We start from the raw sequence: 24,620 nt of genomic DNA on the forward strand, positions 1-24,620 counted from the left end.
TTGTCCTAAAAAAATAAAGTATAACCATTACAAATTACACAGATTACAATGAGAAAACACACCTAAATTAACTGTTTATTATTTTTTTAAACAGAAATGAACAAAAAACAGGCTTTATAAACTGCGTGTTTTAGAAATTAAGCTGTTAATTAACAAAGTGTAGAAACATATCAACAAAGTTATCAAATAAAATACCGCATACTATTTGGTAATCAATAAGATTGTCGTAAATTTGCAAACTCTTTTTGAGAGAGGAATGTTTAATTATAAAATTTAAAAATTGTGGATACACTAAGCTACAAAACCATTTCAGCAAATAAAGCTACTGCAGATAAGCAGTGGGTTTTAGTGGATGCTGATGGTCAAACTTTAGGGCGTATGTGCTCTCAAGTCGCAAGACTTTTAAGAGGAAAGCACAAGCCAAGCTTCACACCACACGTTGATTGTGGCGATAACGTAATTGTTATCAATGCAGAAAAAATCAACTTAACAGGAAACAAGTGGAATGACAAAACGTACATTCGTCACACAGGTTATCCAGGTGGTCAAAGAAGTCTAACTGCTACTGAATTGTTCGGAAAAGATCCGTCAAGATTAGTAGAGAAATCTGTAAAAGGAATGTTACCTAAAAACAAATTAGGAGCAGCACTTTTCAGAAATTTAACTGTTGTTACAGGAACTAAGCATGCTCACGAAGCGCAAAAGCCTAAAACAATTAACTTAAACGAATTCAAGTAATGGAAGTATTACACAAAATTGGTCGTCGAAAAACGGCTGTTGCTCGTGTTTACCTAAAAGAAGGTAAAGGAAACATCACGATTAACAAAAAAGACATTAAAGACTACTTCGATACAGCAACGTTACAGTACAAAGTAAACCAACCGTTAGTTTTAACTAACAATGAAGACACTTTCGATATCAACGTTAACGTATTTGGAGGAGGTATTACAGGTCAAGCAGAAGCTATCCGTTTAGCAATTTCTCGTGCTATGTGCGAGTTAAATGATGAAAACAGAGGGATTCTTAAACCTGAAGGATTATTAACAAGAGACCCAAGAATGGTTGAGCGTAAAAAATTCGGACAGAAGAAAGCGCGTAAAAAATTCCAATTCTCAAAACGTTAATATTCTTGTTGAATTTATTTTCAACACAAAACAAAATTTAACACAGTTATTGTTGTCCTAGTAGCTTTAAAAATAAAAGCACAGGATTTAGTCTAGCATCTAAATATTTAAGGCGATTTTTTTATAAATGACCACTTAATTATTGCTAATTCAACAGAACGTAAACTATTACAAAATGGCAGTAGAAGTAAAAGAATTACTTGAAGCAGGTGTACACTTCGGTCACCTAACACGTAAGTGGGATCCTAACATGGCACCTTACGTATATATGGAGCGTAACGGCATCCATATTATCAATTTATACAAAACAGCAGCTAAGATGGAAGAAGCTGGAGATGCGTTAGCAAAAATCGCAGCCTCTGGTCGTAAAATCTTATTTGTAGCTACAAAAAAACAAGCCAAAGACATCGTTGCTGAAAAAGCAGGAGGTATTAACATGCCTTACATTACAGAAAGATGGCCAGGTGGAATGTTAACTAACTTTGTTACTATTAGAAAAGCAATCAAAAAGATGGCTACTATTGATAGAATGAAGAAAGATGGAACATTTTTAACTTTATCTAAAAAAGAACGTCTACAAGTAGATCGTTTGAGAGCTAAGTTAGAAAAGAATTTAGGTTCTATTGTGGACATGACACGTCTTCCAGGCGCTTTGTTTGTTGTAGATATTAAACGTGAGCATATCGCGATTAAAGAAGCACAGAAATTAAACATTCCTATTTTTGCAATGGTAGATACTAACTCTGATCCTCGTCAAGTAGATTACGTAATACCAGCAAACGATGATGCTTCTAAATCAATCGATAAAATTTTAACGCATGTTACTGAAGCTATAACAGGTGGATTAAACGAGCGTAAAGCTGAAAAAGCTGATAAGGCAGAAGGTAAAGCTGAGAAAAAAGCGGCTCCAGCTAAAAAAGCTAAAGCAGCAAACGAAGAGGAAGAATAAAACAATAAAATTATTACAAATTAAAGTCGTTTAATGCTTTCTTAACCGAAAATAATTAAGCGACTTTTTTAAAATATACTTATCATGAGTGAAGTAAAAATTTCAGCAGCAGAAGTAAATAAATTAAGAAAAGCAACTGGTGCAGGTATGATGGATTGTAAAAAAGCCTTAGTGGAAGCTGGTGGTGATTTTGATGCAGCAATCGATGTATTACGTAAAAAAGGTCAAAAAGTAGCAGAAAAAAGAGCTGACAGAGATTCTTCTGAAGGTGCTGCTGCAATAAAAATAAACGATGCTAACACTGTTGGTGTTGCCATAGTATTAGGATGTGAAACAGATTTCGTAGGTAAAAACGAATCGTTTTTAGCATTAGCTGCTCAATTTGCAGATATCGCAATCAACTATAACTCAAAAGAAGCATTTTTAGCTGCAGATTTTGGAGGCATGACAGTTGCCGAAAAATTAGTTGAACAAACTGGTGTTGTTGGTGAAAAATTAGAAATCAATGCTTTCGAGAAATTAGAAGCACCTTATGTTGGTTCTTATGTTCACATTAACAAAATTGGAGCATTAGTTGGTTTAACAGAAGCTAACGAAACTGTTGGTAAAGATGTAGCAATGCAAGTCGCTTCTATGGGAGCAACGTCTTTATCTTACAAAGATTTTGATCCTGCTTTTGTAGCCAGTGAAACTGAAGCAAGAATTGCAGTTATTGAAAAAGATAATATCGAATTAGGACGTTTAGGAAAAACCTTAAAAAATGTACCAAAATACATTTCTATGGCACAATTAACTCCAGAAGTTATGGCTCAAGCTGAAGCAGATGCAAAGGCTGAATTAGCTGCTGAAGGTAAGCCAGAACAAATTTGGGATAAAATTTTACCAGGGAAAATGGAGCGTTTTATTAGCGATAATACCACTTTAGATCAAGAACAATGTTTATTAGACCAGAAGTTTATTAAAGACGATAAGCAAACTGTTGAAGCTTATGTAGCCTCTAATGGTATTGAAGTTACTGCTTTTAAACGTGTGTCTTTAGGATAACCAAATCTTTTGTCATTCAGAGCGAAGCGAAGAATCTCAATAAGAAAATGTAAAACATCAAAACCACTACTCTATTTTTAGAGCTAGTGGTTTTTTTTATGCTTAAAAACGTTTAGCTTTGCTAAACCTTTATTTTCATGCAAGTGAAAATCTAAACACAACCATACTCTTATGAAATACAAAAGAATCCTACTAAAATTATCTGGTGAAGCCTTAATGGGAAAACGTCAATATGGTATTGATCCTGAACGTTTGGCAGAATATGCGCAAGACATTAAAGCAGTAACAGAAAAAGGTGTAGAAGTTGCCATAGTAATTGGTGGTGGTAATATTTTTAGAGGTGTTGCAGGAGCTATGAATGGTATGGATCGTGTTCAAGGCGACCATATGGGAATGCTAGCCACAGTAATTAATGGTTTAGCATTACAACAAGCACTTGAAGATGCAGGTGTAAAAACACGGTTACAAACAGCTATTAAAATTAATGAAGTTGCAGAGCCTTTTATTAGACGTAAAGCCATGAGTCACTTAAACAAAGGACGTGTTGTTATTTTTGGAGGAGGTACTGGAAACCCATATTTTACTACAGATTCTGCTGCAGTTTTAAGAGCTATAGAAATAGAGGCTGATGTAATTTTAAAAGGCACTCGTGTAGATGGCATTTATAATACAGATCCAGAAAAAGACAGTACTGCAATAAAATTTGACCATATTACTTTTGATGATGTATTACGAAAAGGACTAAAGGTAATGGACACCACAGCTTTTACATTAAGTCAGGAAAACGATTTACCAATTATTGTTTTCGATATGAATACAAGAGGAAACCTAATGAAAGTTGTTTGTGGAGAAAATATAGGAACTCAAGTAAGTTTATAACCAATTACTATTAAACAGGAATTTTATCAAAATTTGTAGCAATTTCTAAAATTAACTACATTAGTATTAATTAAAAATAGACATCAATACTTTAACTGCATTAAGCAATAAAAATCATGGTGTAATAACAAATAATCAATTTGGCTTAATTATTGTTTTAAGTCCATTAGTAATAAAAAATTTAACAATGAACGAAGACATTCAATTTATAATAGATAGCGCGAAAGAATCTATGGACAGTGCTATAGATCATTTAAAAAAACAATTTCTAAACATACGTGCTGGTAAAGCTAGTCCTGCAATGTTAGGAAATGTAATGGTAGACTATTATGGTTCTCAAACACCATTAGCGCAAGTAGCCAATGTAAATACTCCAGATGGTAGAACTATTACTATTCAACCTTGGGAAAAAGGAATGATTCAACCTATTGAAAAAGCCATTCAAATTGCAAATTTAGGGTTTAACCCAATGAATAATGGAGAACAACTTATTATTAACGTTCCACCACTAACAGAGGAACGCAGACGTGAACTTGCAAAACAAGCTAAAGCAGAAGCAGAAGATGCTAAAATTGGTGTAAGAAATGCAAGAAAAGATGCTAATAACGACATTAAAAAATTAGAGGATGCCTCTGAAGATCTTCAGAAAAATGCTGAAGCAGATGTTCAAACACTTACAGATAATTCTGTTAAACGAATAGATGAGCTGCTAGTAAATAAGGATAAAGAAATAATGACTGTATAATTAGTTAAAAGCGACTTAATAGTCGCTTTTTTTATGATTTAAAAATTAACTTCACGTTCTATAAATGTCACGATTTATGAAATCTCTTTTTTTTAATATTGCTATGTGTTTTTCCTTAATAACTTTTGGGCAAAACACCTATAAATTTATTCCAGAAAATCAGCATGTTATATCAAACGAGCAATTAAAAACTATGCAAATAATAATTACTCCAGATATCATGCTTTTTAACGAACAAGGTGAAATTCTACCAGTATCGCAAATGGAGCTCATGACTAATCCAGATTACCAACCTTTATTTTACGCAAACAGTAAAGGACAAATTAAATCTGTTGTGTTTAAAAAAAAGAGTAATCATCCTGTTTTAATTGAAAAAAATCCTGAAGCCCATTATACTGTTGGAGAAAAAGCTTTAGACTTTATTGTAACAGACCTAAATGGTAAAACCATTAAACTATCTGAGTTAAAAGGCAAAGTTGTTGTTTTAAATTTTTGGTTTACAAAATGTGGCCCTTGTATTCAAGAAATACCTACCTTAAATGCACTTGTTAAAGAATATAAAGACCAAGATGTTGTATTTTTAGCATTAACCTTTAATAAAAAAGGTGTAGTAGAAAATTTTCTTTACGATACAGAGTTTAACTACACCATAGTTACAAATGCAAATAATGTTATAAACATGTATGGTGTACAAAGTTACCCAACAAGTATTGTAATTAATAAAAAAGGCGAAATAGTACTTAAAGAAATAGGTTACAGAACCAATATTAAAACTGTACTTTCTAATACTATTAAGCCATTATTAAAATAATTTATGCACAAACACTGGTTATATATTCTATTCTTTTTTTGTGTTACTGTAATAACAGCTCAAACACCAGAAAAAGACATTGAAAAACCTAAAGATTCTTTAGAGTCAAGTGTCCTTTTAAAGCAAATTGGCAATGGTTTCTTTCCTACAAAAGTTTGGAACTTCGATTTACGCTACTTAGTAAAATTCAATCAATATGAAGGGTTTAGAACTGGCTTAGGTGGTGTTACCAACGATGGCTTTTCTAAAACATTTAGAATAGACTCTTATGGTGTTTACGGTTTTAAAGACCATAGATTTAAATATAAAATTGGTGGAGGTTTTCGTTTAAATCCTGAAACAAATACTTGGATTAATGTCTCGCATGTAGACGATTTAATGGAAACAGGAAGTTCTAATTTTTTAACAGATGGTAGGTTCTTCTCTTTTTTTGAGCCTCGATTATTAAATATCGATTTATTTCATAAACACATCACGTCTGCTATTTCAGTAGAACATGAAATAAACCCAAAGTTAATAACAGAAACAGAAATTGCTGTAAGTAATATTAGGCCAACCTATGATTACGATTATATTTTAGACAACACTTCATATGGTGCTTTTGAAACCACAACAGCCAAAATTTCTTTACAATGGAATCCATTTAGCACCTATGAAATAGTAGATGGAGAAACCAAAAACATCGTAGATGGCTATCCAAAGTTTACATTACAGTACAGTAAGAGTTTTAGAAATGTCCTTAATGCAGATTTTAACTTTTCTAAATTAGATTTTAGAACCATACACAAAATTAATTATAATAAAGAATCCTACACTATTGGTACCTTTTCTGCTGGTTTAGCACATGGAGACACACCATTAACACATTTATACCATGCGTACCCAAACAATATTACTAAAGAAACTATTTTACAACGTTTTAGTGTAGCAGGAATTAATAGTTTTGAAACCATGTATTTTAATGAGTTCTTCTCAGACAGATTTGCAACACTAGTAGTTAAACATTACGTTAAACCGTTTCATATTTCTAAATACTTTAATCCACAGTTAGTATTGGTGTCGCGCTATGCCTATGGTAATATGAATAATATCTCAAGACATCAAAATGTTAGTTTTGAGACCTTAAAACATGGTTATACAGAATCTGGTTTCGAAATCAATAAATTATTATTGGGTTTTGGCTTGAGTTTCACGTATCGTTATGGCGCTTATCACCTTCCAAGAGAAGAAGACAATATTGCACTTAAATTCACTTTCAACATTACATTATAATGCTGTTTTATTTCGTAAAATCTTTAGGTTTTCCATACCTTTGAAGCTCCTTTTAAAGCAACATGGCGAAACAAAAAAAATCTAAGTTTTGGGATATAGTGGCTAGGCTAATTTTACGCAATAAAATTGGTATACTTTTAGGCATTATAATTATTACCATACTCTTCAGTACGCAATGGAAATACATGCGTTTTACCTATACCGAAGCTAATTTACTTCCAGATGATCACGAGATCAATATTGAGTACAATAACTTTCTTGACATCTTTGGTGAAGAAGGGAATTTAATTGTTTTAGGTGTTAAAGACACAACACTCTTTACAGTTGAAAAACTAAACGCTTGGAATGCACTCTCAAATAGTTTTAGAGCTTCAAACGAAGTAGAATCTGTAGTTTCAATAAAAGACTTACAGAAACTTGTAAAAAATGAAACAGAGCAAAAGTTCGATCTCATACCTTTTATAAAAGACTCTGTTAAATCTCCTGAAGAAATAAAAATACTTCAAGATCAACTTTTTAATCAATTTCCTTTTTACGATAATTTTCTTTTTAATAAAGAAACAAAAACAGTTAGAACAGCCATTTATCTTAAAAAAGAACTAGTAAATACACCAGCAAGAAAAGACTTTGTAATTGAAACTTTAATGAAGAAGGTTAAAGTTTTTGAAGACACCTACAACATAAATGTACGTGTATCTGGAATGCCATACATAAGAACCTTAAACGCACAAAATATTGTAGATGAAATTGGTCTATTTGTAGGTGCAGCATTACTTATTACTTCTCTAATTTTCTTTTTATTTTTCAGATCGTTTCGTGCCACTTTTATTTCTCTAATAGTAGTTTGTGTTGGTGTAATGTGGACTTTAGGTATTTTAGGTCTTTTAAAATATGAAATTACTGTATTAACGGCTTTAATTCCGCCTTTAATAATAGTTATAGGAATTCCAAATTGTATATTCTTAATCAACAAGTATCAACACGAAGTTAAATTGCATGGCAATAAGGTAAAATCACTACAGCGTGTTATTACAAAAGTTGGTAATGCTACATTGATGACTAATGTTACAACAGCCTCTGGTTTTGCAACTTTTATAATTACAGAAAGCAAATTATTAAAAGAATTTGGTGTAGTAGCATCGCTTAGTATTCTAGCCATATTTATACTCTGTTTATTAATTATTCCAATTATATACACCTTTTTGCCTTATCCTAAAGATCGCCATTTAGAACACTTAAATAAACGTTGGATTGGTGGTTTTGTAGATTGGACTGTAAGAATGGTAAAAGAGAAGCGTATTGCTATTTATATTACTTCTATAGGTTTATTAATTGTGTGTATTATTGGAATTTATAAAATTAAAATTTCAGGAAGCTTAATAGAAGACATGCCAAAGCGCGCAGAATTTTTTAGCGATATTAAGTTTTTTGAAGAAGAATTTAATGGTATCATGCCAATGGAAATTATGGTAGACACCAAACGCAAAAAAGGCGTCATGAAATCTTCTACACTTAAGCGCATGAATACGCTTGAAGAATTAATTATCGAAACACCAGAACTATCAAGACCAATCTCTGTAGTAAGTTTGGTTAAATACTCTAAGCAGGCGTTTTATAATGGTAATCCTAAATACTACCAACTTCCAACAAAACAAGAAGAAGCTTTTATATTACCTTATGCAAAAAACTCAACCTCTGGAGAAGGAAACCTTTTAAATAACTTTGTAGATTCCACAGGACAATATGCACGCATTACTACGTTCATGAAAGATATTGGTACCGATAAAATGGAACGTATTGAAGAGAATTTAATCTCCAAAATAAATAAAGTTTTCCCAAAGGAAAAATACAATGTATCCATAACAGGAAAAGCTTTAGTATTTCAAAAAGGAACAAAGTATTTGGTTAATAATTTAGCTTTATCACTATCACTTGCCATTTTACTTATTTCATTATTTATGGCTTACATGTTTCGTTCCTTTAGAATGATTATTGTCTCTCTAATTCCTAATTTATTACCATTGGTAGTAACCGCAGGATTAATGGGATATCTTGGTGTACCTATAAAACCATCTACTATTTTGGTGTTTAGTATAGCCTTTGGAATATCTGTAGATGATACTATTCATTTTTTAGCAAAATATAGACAAGAATTAATAGCAAACAACTGGAGAATTAAAAAATCGGTTTTTGCAGCTTTAAGAGAAACTGGCGTAAGCATGTTTTACACTTCTGTTGTTTTATTCTTTGGTTTCTCGGTATTTACCATTTCTAGTTTTGGAGGAACAGTCGCACTTGGTGCTTTGGTTTCGGTAACATTATTATTTGCAATGTTATCTAACTTATTGCTATTGCCTTCATTATTACTTTCTCTAGAACGCAGTATTGCTAGAAAAGAAATTCTTAAAAAACCTTCAATTAATATTATTCCTATTGAAAATGAAGAAGATGAAATTTCAGAGGAATCAGAATAAAAAAAGGAAGTAAAAAATTATATTTGCCATCTAATAAATACAAAAATGACAATTTCAAAATTATTAAAAGAAACAACACTACAGGAAGTAGAAGTTAAAGGTTGGGTTCGCACCTTTAGAGCCAATAGATTTATTGCTCTAAATGATGGTTCTACTCTTAATAATATACAATGTGTTGTTGATTTCGAAAATACAGCCGAAGAAACCTTAAAGCGTATTACTACTGGTGCTGCTGTATCCATAAAAGGAGAATTAATAGAAAGCCAAGGTAAAGGACAAAACGTTGAAATTGTAGTCTCTTCTATTGAAATTTTAGGTGATAGTGATCCAGAAACATATCCTATTCAGCCAAAAAAACACTCGTTCGAGTTTTTAAGAGAAAATGCACATTTACGTACAAGAACAAACACTTTTAGTGCTGTTATGCGTTTACGTTCTGCATTATCTTTTGCTGTGCACAAATATTTTACAGACAATGGGTTCTTTAATATGCATACACCAATAATTACAGGTAGTGATGCAGAAGGTGCTGGTGAAATGTTTAGAGTAAGTACTTTAGATCAAAAAAATCCGCCATTAACAGACGAAGGCGCAATAGACCACTCTAAAAACTTTTTTGGAAAAGATACAAACCTTACCGTTTCTGGACAATTAGAGGCCGAAACATATGCCATGTCTTTAGGAAAAGTATATACTTTTGGACCAACATTTAGAGCAGAAAACTCCAATACGTCTCGACATTTATCAGAATTTTGGATGATTGAGCCAGAAGTGGCCTTTATGGATTTAGCAGGAAATATGGATTTAGCTGAAGACTTTTTAAAGTCTGTGCTTACCTATGTTTTAGATCATCATGCTGAGGATTTAGAGTTTTTAGATCAACGTTTATTTGATGAAGAAAAAACAAAACCTCAAGCAGAGCGTAGCGAAATGCGCTTAATTGAAAAGTTAAAATTCGTAACCGAAAACAACTTTAAACGCCTAAGCTATACTGAAGCAATAGATATTCTTAAAAACTCTAAGCCAAACAAAAAGAAGAAATTCAATTATATTATTGAAGAATGGGGAGCCGACTTACAGTCTGAACATGAGCGTTTTTTAGTAGAAAAACACTTTAAATGTCCAGTAATATTATTCGATTATCCAGCAAATATTAAAGCCTTTTATATGCGCTTAAACGAAGACGGAAAAACAGTACGTGCAATGGATATTTTGTTTCCAGGTATTGGAGAAATGGTTGGAGGTAGCCAACGTGAAGAACGTTTAGAGGTGCTAAAAGAAAAAATGGCTGTTTTAGATATTCCTGAAGAAGAATTATGGTGGTACTTAGACCTACGTAAGTATGGTACAGCAGTGCACTCTGGATTTGGTTTAGGTTTCGAACGTTTGGTAATGTTTACAACAGGAATGGGTAATATAAGAGATGTTATACCTTATCCAAGAACACCTCAAAATGCTGAGTTTTAATCAAAACTTATTTATCGTTGTTATTCTGAGTAAAACAAAACATTTCAAGAACAAGTAACTTAATAAAGGTTCTTCTGTTCGGTTCTCTCTTTCAAAAATGACATCTTAATTTATAATATAAGAAGTAATACAATTAATATTGTCATAAAACAATCTACTAAAAACCATATTGTAGATTGTTTTTTTTTATTTTAGTAATCATCTTAAATTAAATTATGCTTAAACAATATTTACAGTTCAAATTATCGCAGAAATTGTCTCCGCAACAAATTCAATTAATGAAATTGATACAGTTGCCAACACAAGCTTTTGAGCAGCGTTTAAAGCAAGAACTTGAAGAAAATCCTGCACTAGATACTGGAAAAGAAGAAAAAGTTGATGAGTACGAGGATATGGATAATTCTCAAGATGAATATAATGATAATGAAACTATTGAAGCCGAAATTAATGTTGACGACTATTTAAGCGACGACGAAATTCCAGATTATAGAACTAATGTTAACAATTATAGTGCAGACGATGATGAGAAAAGCATACCATATGCATCAGGTACTTCGTTTACGCAACATTTAAAAACACAATTAAACACCTATCGTTTAAGTGATGAAGAGCGAGATATTGCTGAGTTTCTAGTAGGAAGTGTAGACGAAAGTGGATACATACGTAGAGAATTAAGTGATATCATGGACGATTTGGCTTTTACACAAAACGTGTATACAGATGAAGATAAAATTGAGAAAGTACTTAAAATAGTTCACCAATTAGATCCTGCTGGTGTTGGCGCAAGAAACCTTCAAGAGTGTTTAAGTATTCAATTAGCCAGAAAAGAACAAGCTCCAGATGTTGCTTTGGCCTCAGATATTATTAATAAAGCTTTTGAGCAATTCACTAAAAAGCACTACAAAAAACTAATGGCTAAGTTTAATATTAGTGAAATTCAGCTTAAAGATGCTATACATGAAATAGAACGTTTAAACCCAAAACCTGGTGGAAGTTATTCTGGAAATACTAGAATGATTGAACATGTAGTACCCGATTTTGCAATTAAAATTGTTGATGGCGAATTAGAACTGACTTTAAATGGTAGAAATGCTCCAGAATTGCATGTCTCTCGTGAGTATAATAACATGCTTAAAGGCTATAAAGAATCTAAGGAAAAATCTAAAGCACAAAAAGATGCTGTTATGTTTATCAAGCAGAAACTTGATGCAGCAAAATGGTTTATTGAAGCCATAAAGCAGCGACAGCAAACCTTATTTATTACCATGAGTTCTATAATGCATTACCAGAAAGAATACTTTTTAACTGGTGATGAGCGTAATTTAAAACCTATGATTTTAAAAGACATTGCAGACGAAATTGAAATGGATGTCTCTACTGTGTCTCGTGTTGCTAATAGTAAGTATGTAGATACGCCTTATGGTACAAAATTAATAAAAGAGTTCTTTTCTGAGTCTATGACTAACGATCAAGGTGAAGAAGTCTCGACTAGAGAAATTAAAAAAATTCTTGAAACAGTTATTGAAGAAGAAAACAAAAAGAAACCTTTAACAGACGAAGCCTTAGCTAAAATTTTAAAAGAAAAAGGCTATCCAATTGCTAGAAGAACTGTTGCAAAATATCGAGAGCAGTTAGACATTTCTGTGGCACGTTTAAGAAAGGAATTGTAAATCCAATCCTTTATATCTATAAATAATGAATTGGCTACTTAAAAGTATATCCTTTGTTTTTCATCCTATAATAATGCCATTATTAGGTGTTATTTTCTATTTTACAAAATCTCCTAGGTTTATTCCTCCAGAAGTTATGGAAGCTAAAATTATTTCGCTTTCTATACTTACAATTGTGCTACCAATATTGTTGTACTATCTTTTAAAAACTATTGGTAAAACAGAGTCTATATACCTTAAAACAACTAAAGAACGTATAATTCCTTTGGCACTAAACACAATTATTTGCTTACTTATAATTGTTCGTGTATTGCCAGATAACCAAATATTGGAGTTGTATTATTTTTTTATTGGTATCTTAATCTCTACAGTTGTTTGCTTAATACTTGCATTATTAAAATTTAAAGCAAGCATACACATGATCGCTATAGCTGGCGTTTTTATGTTTGCTATTGGTATTTCTTTACATTTTGGAAAAAACTTAAATGGTTCTTTAGCACTATTTGCTTTAATAGCTGGTGCCATTGCTACGTCTAGGTTGCACTTAAATGCACATACTAATGTAGAGCTGCTTTTTGGGTTTTGTATTGGTTTATTTCCGCAATTACTGGTTTTACCGTATTGGTTATAGTATGTAAAACATTGAGCCTACTTTAATAGCATTAGCTTCAATTACTGTATCTCCTATTTTTGCCGAATCGTTAAAAATTGGATTCAGTGCATAATACAAATAAAAATTCCAGGTATTATATCCTGCTCCAAATGTTAAACCATATTGTAAGTTATTAACAGCATCTATAGTTTTTATTTTAACATTTTCTGGAGTGCCTTCAAATTTAGAATTGCTTGCAAAAACATAACCTATTTTAAAGCCTGTATAAATTCGCCAAAACTTATAATTTTCGGGTGTAGACGTTCGCCATCTATATTCTATTGGTAGTTCTACTATATAGGTTGAAAACTTATTTTTTGTAAATGTGATTTCGTCTTGATTTATTAATTGAAAGCTTTGATTGCCACTAGAATCTTCAGCAATTTGAATGTTTTGATTAAAAGAATTAAGAGACAAGCCTAAACCTATACCAATGGCTTTATTCCTTCTTTTATTAATTGGCATATCTTTAGTATAACCAAAGTGAAAACCACCAGAAAAACCACTTTGAGACATGCTACTTGGCTTTTTACCAATAAGATTATAAGTAATTCCAAAATAAAATTGATCTTCTTTATATATAGAATCAATAGGTTTAGTTTCTAAAAGCAATTCTTCTTGCGCTGAAAGCATGTTGCTAAAAAAAACGAGACATAAAAATACGATACAATTTTTCATACTTACAAGATAATAAGTTTTAAAACAAATAAAAGGCGTTTTGAAATTTCAAAACGCCTTTTATAAAATTAAGAGTATGTAATATTAATTTGAAACTGCATCACCTTTTTTAGTGGTGTAGTTAATTTTAAGTGCATTTGTTTTACGCAATTCTTGTTTAACATCTGTTAGCACACCCATTTTAGCATCTCTATCTACTTTAAGAGATACTGTAAGTGTTGGTACTAACTCTTCTGCTAGTGCAGCACGTTCGGCAGCAATAAATGCTTGAACTTGCTCTACGCTTTGCAACTTATCGTTTAATTGTATTCTATCCTCTGTACCATAAGTATCTATATAATTAGCACTTGGCTTTCCAATATAGATATAGCTTATAGGTTTCTTTTTATCTAATTTCTCAATTTGATTTGCTTTTGGTAATTGGTTCTGGATTTTTAAGTTATCCTCTTTAATTACTGTAGCAACCATAAAGAAAAACAGAAGCATAAATACAATATCTGGTAAAGATGCTGTTGAAATTGGAGGTAAACCTCCATCTTTTTTCTTTTTAAATTTAGACATAGTGTTTATGTTATCTTGTTAATCTCTTTTTGCTTCAGCTTCAGAGAAAAGTTGAGGAACAACTTCTTTAATTGCTTCTAATTTCTCTTTTAAGCTTTCTTTAACCTTAACATCTGTAACAGGATCTTGATACATTTCTGTAGCTTCAACAAAATTCATCTCTAGTTTAGGATAATCCTTTTTAAACTCACGATTTCTAATATCGTTATAAGCTGCAATAATTTCGTTTTGAACCGTTATGTAGGTTTTATAATCTGTTAATCTATCGTTAGCAAGTGATATAACAGCTTTTTTTAGATTATCAGATGACTTAGGATCTCTATTTCCTTTACATCTTTTACAAGCATCTTCTCCTTGCCCACCACCATTATCTAAAAATTCGAAAGCACGTGCTCTTAAATCTTTAATGGCTATAACTTCAGAATCTCCTGCAGAGGTTAAAAGTATTTGATTGTTACTATTTAAAGTCAAGGCAAAAATATTTTTTTCCTTAATCTGTACTTTTTCTTGTTCAGCATCAGGTTCCCAAGGTGGTAACTTTCTACTTAAACCAGAATCTGTTGCAATATCTGTTGTTACTAAAAAGAATATAAGTAATAAGAAGGCAATGTCAGCCATAGAGCCTGCATTAACTTCTGGTGCTGATCTTTTTGCCATAATTATTTAATTATTTTTTTAACTCCTGAGAATAACATTGCTAATATAGCAACAACACTTAATATATAAAATGCTATTAAGCCTCCACCCACTAGTTGAGATTCGCTATCTGTTGCTATTATGTCGTTATAGAAATATTCTTTTGTATCACCACCAGACATTAAATATCCAATTAGTAATACTGCAACAAAAGCACCAACACCTATTAAAGTGTTTTTAATGTTTCCGCCTCCTGTAAATAGATTTTTGAATATAAATATAACAACTATCACTATTGCTAGAATTAATATTATATATGCTATAGAAGACATGGTTTCAAATAAAATGCCTTCACCAGAACCTATTATAGCTTTAGCTTCTTCTTCACCAGTCATGATAATACGTACCAGACCAATAATTCCTATTAAGCTTAAAACAGCTACTAATATTTTTAATACTTTATGCATAATTTTTAATGTATTTTTAAATTAGTTAATAGCTTATTTTTTATGCTTCGATAACATATCCATTAAAGTGATAGAAGAATCTTCCATATCATTTACAATGCTATCAATTTTTGCTACAATATAGTTGTAGAAAACTTGTAATATAATCGCAACAATAAGACCAAATACAGTAGTTAATAAGGCAACTTTAATACCACCTGCTACTAACGTTGCATCCATTCCACCTGCAGATTGAATTTTATCGAAGGCTTGAATCATACCTATTACTGTTCCCATGAACCCAAGCATTGGAGCTAAAGCGATAAATAATGAAATCCAAGATACGTTTTTCTCTAATTGTCCCATTTGTACACCTCCATAAGCTACAACTGCTTTCTCGGCAGACTCTAAGCTATCGTCTGCTCTATCTAAACCTTGGTAGAAAATAGATGCTACAGGACCTTTTGTGTTTCTACAAACTTCTTTTGCTGCTTCAATACCACCTGATTGTAGTGCATCTTCAACATTTTGAGTTAATTTTTTTGTGTTTGTAGAAGATAAATTTAAAAAGATAATTCTCTCTATAGCAATTGCTAATCCAAGAATTAAACATAATAATACAATTCCCATAAAACCTGGTCCACCTTCAATAAAACGCTTTTTTAGCTCTTGGTGAAATGTAAGTTCTTCTTCTGCTGCATCATCTGTTGTTGCTGCATCTTGAGTTGTAGCAACTGTAGTAGCAACTGTTGCTGCGATTGTAGTTGCATTAGCTGTGCCAAATGCCATTAAAAATACTATGGCTAGGATAGAAAATAATCTTTTCATTTGTTTTGTTCTTAATTTTATTAATTAGTTAAAGTGTTAAAGATATAAAAAATGGAATTAATAAATAAAATAATAACTGTGCTTTTAGAAATTTCTTTCTTTAAACTGTTACCTATTCTATTACTTTCGTTTATTCAAATAAAATGAAAAAAAGTTTAAGGCTCAAATTTTTAACTATTAATTTTAAGTCATTTCTCCTCTTAAAGCAGTTTCATATATAGTTTTAAACAAGTTAGGCGAAATATTTTGTCCTAATAAATACATTAATTTAGAGACTGCGGCTTCGGTTGTGATATCTTTTCCTGAGATAACACCTATTTTTTTTAATTTTTCGCTGGTTTCATATTGTCCCATCATAACACTTCCTCCAGAACATTGCGTAATATTAATAATATGTATTCCTTTTTTTATGGTTTCTTTTAATAAAGAAATAAACCAATCTTCTGTAGAGCAGTTTCCTGCACCATAGGTTTCAATTATAACACCCTTAAGATTTGGTGTGTTGAATATAGACAACAATAATTGTTCCGAAATACCAGGAAACAATTTTATCAAGGCAATATTTTTGTCTAAATTTTTATGAACTACAAGGCTCTTTCTAGCATTAGGCTTAAATAGCGCCTCGTTATTTATTTTTAAATGTACTCCAGATTCTGCTAAATCTGGATAGTTTAAACTTGCAAAAGCTTCAAAATGTTCTGCATTTATTTTTGTTGTTCTGTTAGCTCTATATAATTTATATTCAAAATAAAGACATACCTCTTTTATTATTGGTTTACCATAATGCTGTAAAGAAGCCACTTGTATAGAGGTTATTAAGTTCTCTTTTGCATCTGTACGCAAATCTCCAATTGGCAATTGCGAACCTGTAAACACTACTGGCTTTGCTAGGTGCTCTAGCATAAAACTTAATGCTGAAGCTGTATAACTCATGGTATCGCTGCCATGTAGCACTACAAAACCATCGAAAGACTCGTAATTATTTTCTATAACTTCAGCTATTGTAACCCAATCTCTAGGTTCCATATTACTTGAATCTATTGGTGTTTTAAAAGAATAGGCTTCTATATTACAATCTAGAAGCTTAAGCTCTGGAATTCTAACCAATAAATTATCGAAATCGAAAGCTCGTAAAGCTCCTGTTTCGGGATCTTTTATCATACCAATGGTTCCACCAGTATATATAAGGAGTATGTTTGGGATTGATTTGGTCAATTTGAAATTATAATTTTTATTAAGGTCTCGACTGTGCTCGACTAAACATGATTTTTGTCTCCTCAAGCGCAGTCGAGAGGTTATTTTATTTAAACACCAAAAACGGCTTTAGAATTCGTTGTTGTAATATCGGCAATTTTTTCTTCGGAAGTATTATAGATTTCAGAAAGCTTCTCTACCACCTTTAATATATAACTACTTTCGTTTCTTTTTCCTCGGAAAGGTTTTGGTGCTAAATATGGAGAATCGGTTTCTAGAACAATATGTTTTAATTCAATCTCGTTTAAAAACTGATCTATTTTACCGTTTTTAAAAGTTGCTACACCACCAATTCCTAATTTCATATTATAAGAAATCGCTTGATGCGCTTGTTCCAAAGTACCAGTAAAGCAGTGAAAAATCCCGAAAAGGTCATCGCTTTTCTCTTCTTCAAGAATATCAAAAATCTCATCGAACGCTTCACGACAATGTATCACTATTGGCAATTTATATTGTTTTGCTAGTTTTATTTGGTGTCTAAAAGCATTTTGCTGTATTGGCAACGTACTTTTATCCCAGTACAAATCGATACCTATTTCGCCAACTGCGTAAAATTTATGCTTATCTAACATTTCCTCAACGTGTGCTAACTCTTCTTTATAGTTCTCTTTTACATGTGTTGGGTGTAAACCCATCATTAAAAAGATGTTTTTAGGATAGTCTTTTTCTAGTTGCAACATAGATGCTGTGTACGTAGAATCTATTGCTGGAATAAATAGTCTCGAAACATTAGCGTCTAATGTGCGTTGCATCATTTCTACTCTATCGTCATCGAAAGCTTCGCTATATAAATGCGTATGTGTATCTGTAATAATCATGTTGTAAAAATAAAAAAGTCATCGGTTTAATGATGACTTTTTTTAATTCTATTTTTTTAATATACTTGAAACAAAATTTTAAAAAAAAAATTTTACTCTAACTGAGAACAGTAAGTTACATTATCTTATAAACATTACTCCAATTTATCCAACAACTTCTGCGCTACTTTATAATCGTCTGCATCTTCAGGTATTTGCTTTAATAATACTATTGTAGCATCAATATTACGTTGCTTTAATCTACTTAAAGCAGAGTACCACAATAAGGATATAAAAAATATAAAAAAATCACCATATTATTGGAGCGCGTTTAAACTTTATGGTGATTTTGACAAAGTTAAAGAGACCAATTATATATGGACAATTATTGGAGTTTGGTTAGTAATTATGCTACTTTTGCTTTGGTTATTTAAACAAAAAAATGGAAAACGTACTTTGGGAATTTCTACTTAAAAAGGAGTATAAAAAAGTAAAATTAAAACTTACTAAAACCAATCATTTTGAAGTAAAAGCAACTATAAACGGTGTAAAAGGTTTATTTATTTTAGACACAGGAGCATCAAGTAGTTGTATTGGTTTTGAAGATGTTGAACTGTTTAAACTTAAAGCAAAAGCATCAAATATTAAAGCTGCTGGAGCTGGAGCAACAGATATGATTACGCAAACAGCTTCTAATAACACAATAAAAATTGGACGCTGGAAAAAACAAAAAATTACTTTAGTGCTTTTTAATTTAACTCACGTTAATACTGCATTAATTATGCACAATGCAAAACCAGTGAATGGTATTATTGGTGCAGATATTTTAAAAAAAGGAAAAGCAATTATAGACTACAATAAGAATTATTTGTATTTAAAACTATAGATTTTAACTTGTTTAAATCTACTCTAATAAAAAAACACGTATTTCTACGTGTTTTTTTATTACTAACTCTATGTATCTTTACAATGCTATTAATTAATTCTTTTTAGGGGAAGAATTACTATAAAACTCTGTATTGTAAAAAATCCAGAGTTTTTATTTCAAAACAAAAAATAATTATGGATGAAATAGATAACACAAAAAACAAAAATCTTATAATTGGAGTCATTATCTTTTCGGTTATAGTAATATTCCTTAATATTCTATCCGTTTTCATTAATTCATAATTAAACTATGATAATAAAAAAAGCACAGCTATTATAGGCTGTGCTTTTTTATTTAATATGCTTTTAATTATTATAGCTCTAAAGCTTTTTTAATATTATTATCCATTAATAACTCTGCTGGATTTTCTAGTGCTTCTTTTACAGCAACAAGAAAACCTACACTTTCTTTACCATCAATAATTCTATGGTCGTAAGATAAGGCTACATACATTATTGGTCTTATTTCTACTTTACCGTCTATAGCAACTGGTCTTTCTACTATATTATGCATTCCTAAAATGCCACTTTGCGGAGGATTAATAATTGGTGTAGATAACATTGAACCAAAAACACCTCCATTAGAGATTGTAAACGTTCCTCCTGTCATCTCATCTACAGTAATTTGTCCATCTCTAGCTCTTATGGCTAAACGCTTAACTTCTGCTTCAACTCCTCTAAACGTTAGATTTTCTGCATTTCTTATTACAGGAACCATTAATCCTTTTGGTCCAGATACTGCTATACTTATATCTACGAAATCGAAACTCTTCATCTCTTTTCCATCAATCATAGAATTAACAGCAGGATATAATTTTAAAGCTCTAACTACAGCTAGAGAAAAGAACGACATGAAACCTAAGCCAACACCATGTTTTGCTTTAAATGTTTCTTTGTACTCTTTACGTAAAGCAAAAATTGGAGACATATCTACTTCATTAAAAGTAGTTAACATTGCTGTTGTATTCTTGGCTTCAACCAAACGCTCTGCTACTTTACGACGTAACATAGACATTTTAGAGTTTGAAGACCCACGATTTCCTCCAGTTGGTGTTCCCATAGAAGGTACAGCATTAATTGCATCGTCTTTAGTAACACGACCATCTTTTCCTGTTCCAGAAATAGTACTAGAATCCATACCTTTTTCTGCTAAAATCTTTTTTGCTGCTGGACTTGCTGTTCCAGTGGCATAAGTTTTAGTTTCAGTTGCTTTTGGTGCTTCTACTGCTTTTGGTGCTTCCGTTTTTGTTTCTGCTTTTGGTGCTTCTTGAGACCCTTCTGGTTTAGTAGCACTTGTATCTATTAAACAAACCACTGCACCAACTTCTACTGCATCACCTTCTTCTGCTTTTAACGTTATTGTTCCGCTGGCTTCTGCAGGTAATTCTAGAGTGGCTTTATCACTATCTACTTCTGCGATTGCTTGATCTTTTTCAACATAATCACCATCTTGAACTAACCATTCTGCTATTTCAACTTCTGTGATAGATTCACCTGGTGAAGGTACTTTCATTTCTAAAATCATAGTGCTATAATTTTGTTTTAATGTCTTGTTTTGACTGTTGTTTTATTGTTTTGGTGGATACATTTGTAAACCACTAATTTTATTATTGTCATCTAATAGAAAAAAAGCTTCTCCAACTCCGTTTTCAAAACTTATTTTATAACTATGACCTGTTCTTATAATTTCTTTTAATTCTACTGCTCTAATTTTACCTAAAGCTTCGGCATTAACACTTGTTTTAAAAAACTCTTTAGTCTTCTCTAAAGTTAATGTCTTTTGAAAATTTGCATTCAGCATATTATATATACTAACAAAGTCTCCATTATTATAATTATTTTGAAAATTTGAAACAACTTCCTTATAATTAGCTAGCTCTGTTTGTGCAAAGCTTATTGAAAAACTTAAAATCGCTAGTGCTACTAAAATTATTCTTTTCATAATTGTTTAATATTATTGGTTTAGCGCTGGTTATTTTTTGTTTTATCGAACACAAAATCAATAACCTCTTGATGGCGTTTTTTTGATCTTACAGAACTACCTGCTGCTGGTGCTCCATAAGGCCTTCTACTTGCTGCTCTAAATGTTTTAGCTTCGTCTAAATGCATTAACATATGGCTATAAGCTCCCATATTTCTTGGCTCTTCTTGTGCCCACACCACATCGTTTGCGTTTTTATATTTACTTATTGTTTTACGAATATCTTCTATTGGTAATGGAAATAATTGTTCTACTCTAACTAAAGCTACATCTTTTCTTCCTAGATTTTCTTGTTCTTCTAGTAAATCGTAATAGAATTTACCTGTAACAAAAACCAATGTCTTTATTTCATCTGCTTTTGCTTTTTCATCATCAATTAGCATTTTAAAACTCCCGTTTGCAAATTCATCTACACTAGAAACTACTAATGGATGACGTAATAAACTCTTTGGTGTAAAGACAATTAATGGCTTTCTAAAATTGGCTTTCATTTGTTTACGTAACAAATGGTACATATTTGCAGGTGTTGTACAATCTACCACAAACATATTATCTTTTGCACACAGTTGTAGGTAGCGTTCCATTCTTGCCGATGAGTGTTCTGCTCCTTGACCTTCATATCCATGTGGCAACAACATAACTAAACCGTTTTGCAGTTTCCATTTATCTTCTGCGGCAGATATATATTGGTCTAACATAATTTGTGCTCCATTGCTAAAGTCTCCAAATTGTGCTTCCCAAATGGTTAATGTTTTAGGGCTTGCCATAGCATAACCATAATCGAAACCTACTACGCCATATTCAGATAATAAAGAGTTATAGATAAAGAATTTACCTTGGTTATCACTTAGGTTGTTATGCAAAACAATCTCTTCTTCGCTATCCTCTACTTTCACCACTGCATGTCTATGCGAGAAAGTTCCTCTTTCTACATCTTGTCCAGAAATTCTAACATCGTAGCCTTCTTCTAAAAGTGAGGCATAAGCTAAATGTTCTGCCATTGCCCAATCTAGCCTATCTTCGTTAAACATGGTTTGTCTAGATTCTATAAGACGAGATATTTTTCGAATGAATTTTTTATCCTTTGGAAGGCTAGATAATACTTTTGTGATTTTTGCTAATGCTTCTTTAGAATAAGAAGTATCTACAGCTTTCATCATTCCATCTTCTTCTGTAGTAGAGTAATCTACCCATTCATTACTCATAAAAGGAGTAATCTCTGTTTTCTTTATTTTTCTAGAATCAACTAACTTTTCTTCTAAAGCATTTTTATAATCTTCTTCTAATTTTGAGACATAAGAACTATCTATAACATCTTCTTCCATTAGCTTTTGTGCATAAATATCTCTCGGATTTTTATGTTTTGCAATGGCTTTATATAGTAGAGGTTGTGTAAATTTTGGTTCATCGCCTTCATTATGTCCATATTTTCTATAGCCTAATAAATCAATAAAAACATCACGTTTATATCTCATTCTAAAATGAAGTGCAAATAAAACAGCATGAACCACTGCTTCTACATCATCTGCATTGACATGAAGTACTGGTGATAGTGTTACTTTGGCAACATCTGTACAATACGTACTAGATCTTGCATCTAAATAATTGGTTGTAAAGCCTATTTGGTTATTTACAACTATATGTATAGTTCCATTAGTTTTGTAACCATCTAATTGAGCCATTTGAACAATTTCGTAAACTAGGCCTTGTCCTGCAATTGCTGCATCTCCATGAACTACAATTGGTAAAACTTGAGATGGATTTTCTGGATATTTATCGTCTTGTTTTGCTTTAGTAATACCTTCTACTACTGCTCCTACAGTTTCTAAATGTGAAGGATTTGGCGCAATATTTAAGTTTATTTTTTTTCCTGCATCTGTAACACGGTCACTTGTCCAGCCTAAATGGTATTTTACATCACCATCAAAAACTTCTTGCTCATAATCTTTACCATCAAACTCGCTAAAGATATCTTTTGCCGACTTACCAAAAATGTTTGCGAGTGTACTTAAACGACCACGATGTGCCATTCCCATTACAAATTCTTTGACATCGTATTCTGAAGCTTTTTCTATTAAAGCATCAAGTGCTGGAATTAAAGATTCTCCTCCTTCTAAAGAAAAACGTTTCTGACCAACATATTTAGTATGTAAAAAACTTTCGAAAGAAACTGCCTCGTTTAGTTTTTTAAGTAATTGTTTTTTTTCTTCTGGAGAAAAACGCGGTTGGTTATCGTTTTGGTTAAGCTTATTTTGAATCCATTGTATACGTTCAGGATCTCTAATATACATATACTCAATACCTATAGAGTCGCAATAAATAGCTTCTAAATGCTTACGTATCTCACGAAGTGTTTGTGCTCCAATACTTAAAATTTCTCCTGCATTAAAAACAGTGTCTAAATCTGATTGGGATAAACCAAAATTTTCTATTTCTAAAGTTGGTGCGTATTTACGTCTTGCGCGTACAGGATTTGTTTTTGTAAACAAGTGTCCTCTAGTTCTGTAACCATCTATAAGTTTTAATACTTGAAATTCCTTTTGAACATGTTCTGGAATTTGTGTAGTTACACCTTCAACTATTTCACCATCCATACCGTAGTTTTCACTACCAAAGTCGTAACCTTGAAAAAAGGCTCTCCAACTTGGTTCTACAGAATCAGGATTTTTTAAGTATTGTTCGTATAAATCAGCAAAGTATGCTGTATGTGCTGCGTTTAAAAAGGAATATTTATCCATTATTAAGTATAAGACGTGTTCGCTTCAACAAATTTTATCAAAAATACAACTTTCTCCAAAAATAGCTATGCTTTTCTTATATTTATGTCTTTATTAACATCGTAATTTTTAGTCTATGCATTTAAAATCTCTAAAAGCAATAAAAACTATTGTATTATCCTTTCTATTTTTGTTCTGTTTTTCTTCTGTTTTAGCTCAAAATAATAACGAAGAAAATGAGTTTTGGAAACATGTTCGTTTTGGAGGTGGATTAGGTTTAAGTACAGGAAACAATATTTTTAGTGCCACTCTTGCTCCAAGTGCTATTTACGATTTTAATCCTGAATTTTCTCTAGGTTTAGGCTTAAATGGTTCCTATTTTAGTCAAAAAAACATTGCGAAATCTACTATTCTCGGAGCGAATATTATTAGTCTATATAATCCAATTCCTGAAATTCAATTATCTGGTGAATTTGAACAAAATCATGTGAGTAGAAATTTCGACAACCCAAGTTTTCTTGATGATAAGTACTGGATTCAGTCTTTTTTTGTAGGTGCAGGTTACAGAGCTTTTGAAAACATTTAAATAACAATTTACACAAATATACTAAAAATCGAAAATTATAACAAGACAATCTTAGACTAAGAATAGCTATTTCTAAACCAAACCTTTTGCCATTCGCGTTTTAAAATTAAAAACGAAACTTG

Annotated in this window: 25 protein-coding genes; 14 read left to right on the forward strand and 11 right to left on the reverse strand. The window is 31.7% G+C overall.

The annotated features are described in order from the left end of the window. Nucleotides 1–282 precede the first annotated feature (282 nt). From rplM to P8H50_RS00400, 12 genes are all read left to right on the forward strand, one after another. Nucleotides 283–738, forward strand: coding sequence for a 50S ribosomal protein L13 (gene rplM / locus P8H50_RS00345; protein WP_300204108.1), 456 nt, complete (start codon nt 283–285; stop codon nt 736–738). Continuing rightward, nucleotides 738–1,124, forward strand: coding sequence for a 30S ribosomal protein S9 (rpsI, locus tag P8H50_RS00350; protein WP_300204113.1), 387 nt, complete (start codon nt 738–740; stop codon nt 1,122–1,124). The genes rplM and rpsI overlap by 1 nt, the downstream gene beginning before the upstream one ends. A 175-nt stretch (nt 1,125–1,299) precedes the next feature. Beyond that, on the forward strand, nt 1,300–2,073 hold the full coding sequence (gene rpsB, locus P8H50_RS00355; RefSeq protein WP_300204116.1) for a 30S ribosomal protein S2: 774 nt from the start codon (nt 1,300–1,302) through the stop codon (nt 2,071–2,073). Nucleotides 2,074–2,157: 84 nt separating this feature from the next. Beyond that, nucleotides 2,158–3,117 (forward strand): translation elongation factor Ts, encoded by a 960-nt coding sequence (gene tsf / locus P8H50_RS00360; RefSeq protein ID WP_300204119.1) that lies wholly within the window; start codon nt 2,158–2,160, stop codon nt 3,115–3,117. Nucleotides 3,118–3,288: 171 nt separating this feature from the next. Beyond that, nucleotides 3,289–3,996: a UMP kinase gene (gene pyrH, locus P8H50_RS00365; RefSeq protein WP_300204123.1), complete on the forward strand. Its 708-nt coding sequence runs from the start codon at nt 3,289–3,291 to the stop codon at nt 3,994–3,996. A 187-nt stretch (nt 3,997–4,183) separates the two neighbouring features. After that, on the forward strand, nt 4,184–4,741 hold the full coding sequence (gene frr, locus P8H50_RS00370) for a ribosome recycling factor (RefSeq protein ID WP_300204128.1): 558 nt from the start codon (nt 4,184–4,186) through the stop codon (nt 4,739–4,741). A gap of 76 nt (nt 4,742–4,817) precedes the next feature. Then, nucleotides 4,818–5,552, forward strand: coding sequence for a TlpA disulfide reductase family protein (locus P8H50_RS00375; RefSeq protein ID WP_300204132.1), 735 nt, complete (start codon nt 4,818–4,820; stop codon nt 5,550–5,552). Between the two features lie 3 nt (nt 5,553–5,555). Beyond that, nucleotides 5,556–6,824 carry a DUF5686 family protein gene (locus P8H50_RS00380; protein WP_300204135.1) on the forward strand — a complete coding sequence of 423 codons (1,269 nt, stop codon included), beginning with the start codon at nt 5,556–5,558 and terminating at the stop codon, nt 6,822–6,824. A gap of 62 nt (nt 6,825–6,886) precedes the next feature. Beyond that, nucleotides 6,887–9,298 carry an efflux RND transporter permease subunit gene (locus P8H50_RS00385; protein WP_300204140.1) on the forward strand — a complete coding sequence of 804 codons (2,412 nt, stop codon included), beginning with the start codon at nt 6,887–6,889 and terminating at the stop codon, nt 9,296–9,298. Between the two features lie 45 nt (nt 9,299–9,343). Beyond that, nucleotides 9,344–10,765: an asparagine--tRNA ligase gene (gene asnS / locus P8H50_RS00390; protein WP_300204143.1), complete on the forward strand. Its 1,422-nt coding sequence runs from the start codon at nt 9,344–9,346 to the stop codon at nt 10,763–10,765. A 215-nt stretch (nt 10,766–10,980) separates the two neighbouring features. Further along, nucleotides 10,981–12,435 carry an RNA polymerase factor sigma-54 gene (gene rpoN, locus P8H50_RS00395; protein WP_300204146.1) on the forward strand — a complete coding sequence of 485 codons (1,455 nt, stop codon included), beginning with the start codon at nt 10,981–10,983 and terminating at the stop codon, nt 12,433–12,435. 25 nt (nt 12,436–12,460) lie between these two features. Beyond that, entirely contained in the window at nt 12,461–13,066 is a 606-nt protein-coding gene (locus P8H50_RS00400) for a hypothetical protein (RefSeq protein ID WP_300204151.1), read from the forward strand. Here the strand turns inward: P8H50_RS00400 and P8H50_RS00405 are convergent. The 8 genes from P8H50_RS00405 to P8H50_RS00440 form a co-directional block, all read right to left on the reverse strand. Beyond that, nucleotides 13,061–13,720, reverse strand: coding sequence for a porin family protein (locus P8H50_RS00405; protein WP_300204155.1), 660 nt, complete (start codon nt 13,718–13,720; stop codon nt 13,061–13,063). The two genes, P8H50_RS00400 and P8H50_RS00405, sit on opposite strands and share 6 nt — an antisense overlap. Before the next feature lie 129 nt (nt 13,721–13,849). Continuing rightward, entirely contained in the window at nt 13,850–14,326 is a 477-nt protein-coding gene (locus P8H50_RS00410; protein ID WP_300204158.1) for a biopolymer transporter ExbD, read from the reverse strand. A gap of 18 nt (nt 14,327–14,344) precedes the next feature. Next, nucleotides 14,345–14,983, reverse strand: a complete 639-nt coding sequence (locus P8H50_RS00415) for a biopolymer transporter ExbD (protein ID WP_300204162.1) — start codon at nt 14,981–14,983, stop codon at nt 14,345–14,347. Between the two features lie 2 nt (nt 14,984–14,985). Beyond that, on the reverse strand, nt 14,986–15,429 hold the full coding sequence (locus P8H50_RS00420; protein ID WP_300204165.1) for a hypothetical protein: 444 nt from the start codon (nt 15,427–15,429) through the stop codon (nt 14,986–14,988). Between the two features lie 33 nt (nt 15,430–15,462). Beyond that, entirely contained in the window at nt 15,463–16,236 is a 774-nt protein-coding gene (locus P8H50_RS00425) for a MotA/TolQ/ExbB proton channel family protein (protein ID WP_300204170.1), read from the reverse strand. Nucleotides 16,237–16,419: 183 nt separating this feature from the next. Continuing rightward, the gene (locus P8H50_RS00430; protein WP_300204175.1) at nt 16,420–17,451 is read right to left on the reverse strand and encodes an asparaginase; all 1,032 of its coding nucleotides are present in this window, start codon (nt 17,449–17,451) and stop codon (nt 16,420–16,422) included. 89 nt (nt 17,452–17,540) lie between these two features. Then, entirely contained in the window at nt 17,541–18,308 is a 768-nt protein-coding gene (locus P8H50_RS00435; protein ID WP_300204178.1) for a TatD family hydrolase, read from the reverse strand. Between the two features lie 134 nt (nt 18,309–18,442). Then, entirely contained in the window at nt 18,443–18,571 is a 129-nt protein-coding gene (locus P8H50_RS00440) for a hypothetical protein (protein WP_300204182.1), read from the reverse strand. Nucleotides 18,572–18,729: 158 nt separating this feature from the next. Here P8H50_RS00440 and P8H50_RS00445 point away from each other — a divergent pair, with 158 nt between their 5' ends. Beyond that, nucleotides 18,730–19,173: a retropepsin-like aspartic protease gene (locus P8H50_RS00445; RefSeq protein ID WP_300204184.1), complete on the forward strand. Its 444-nt coding sequence runs from the start codon at nt 18,730–18,732 to the stop codon at nt 19,171–19,173. 354 nt (nt 19,174–19,527) lie between these two features. Here P8H50_RS00445 and odhB read toward each other — a convergent pair whose 3' ends face one another. The 3 genes from odhB to P8H50_RS00460 are packed head-to-tail and all read right to left on the reverse strand — an operon-like array spanning nt 19,528 to nt 23,933. Next, on the reverse strand, nt 19,528–20,739 hold the full coding sequence (odhB, locus tag P8H50_RS00450) for a 2-oxoglutarate dehydrogenase complex dihydrolipoyllysine-residue succinyltransferase (RefSeq protein ID WP_300204187.1): 1,212 nt from the start codon (nt 20,737–20,739) through the stop codon (nt 19,528–19,530). Nucleotides 20,740–20,781: 42 nt separating this feature from the next. Continuing rightward, nucleotides 20,782–21,156 (reverse strand): DUF3887 domain-containing protein, encoded by a 375-nt coding sequence (locus P8H50_RS00455; protein ID WP_300204191.1) that lies wholly within the window; start codon nt 21,154–21,156, stop codon nt 20,782–20,784. 20 nt (nt 21,157–21,176) lie between these two features. Then, a complete protein-coding gene (locus P8H50_RS00460; protein ID WP_300204195.1) occupies nt 21,177–23,933 on the reverse strand; it encodes a 2-oxoglutarate dehydrogenase E1 component in 2,757 nt (918 codons plus the stop codon). Nucleotides 23,934–24,048: 115 nt separating this feature from the next. Here P8H50_RS00460 and P8H50_RS00465 point away from each other — a divergent pair, with 115 nt between their 5' ends. Further along, nucleotides 24,049–24,498 carry an alpha-ketoglutarate decarboxylase gene (locus P8H50_RS00465; RefSeq protein ID WP_300204200.1) on the forward strand — a complete coding sequence of 150 codons (450 nt, stop codon included), beginning with the start codon at nt 24,049–24,051 and terminating at the stop codon, nt 24,496–24,498. Nucleotides 24,499–24,620 lie beyond the last annotated feature (122 nt).

The organism is Lacinutrix sp. (genome assembly GCF_029238095.1).
In the GTDB taxonomy this organism is placed as follows: domain Bacteria; phylum Bacteroidota; class Bacteroidia; order Flavobacteriales; family Flavobacteriaceae; genus Lacinutrix.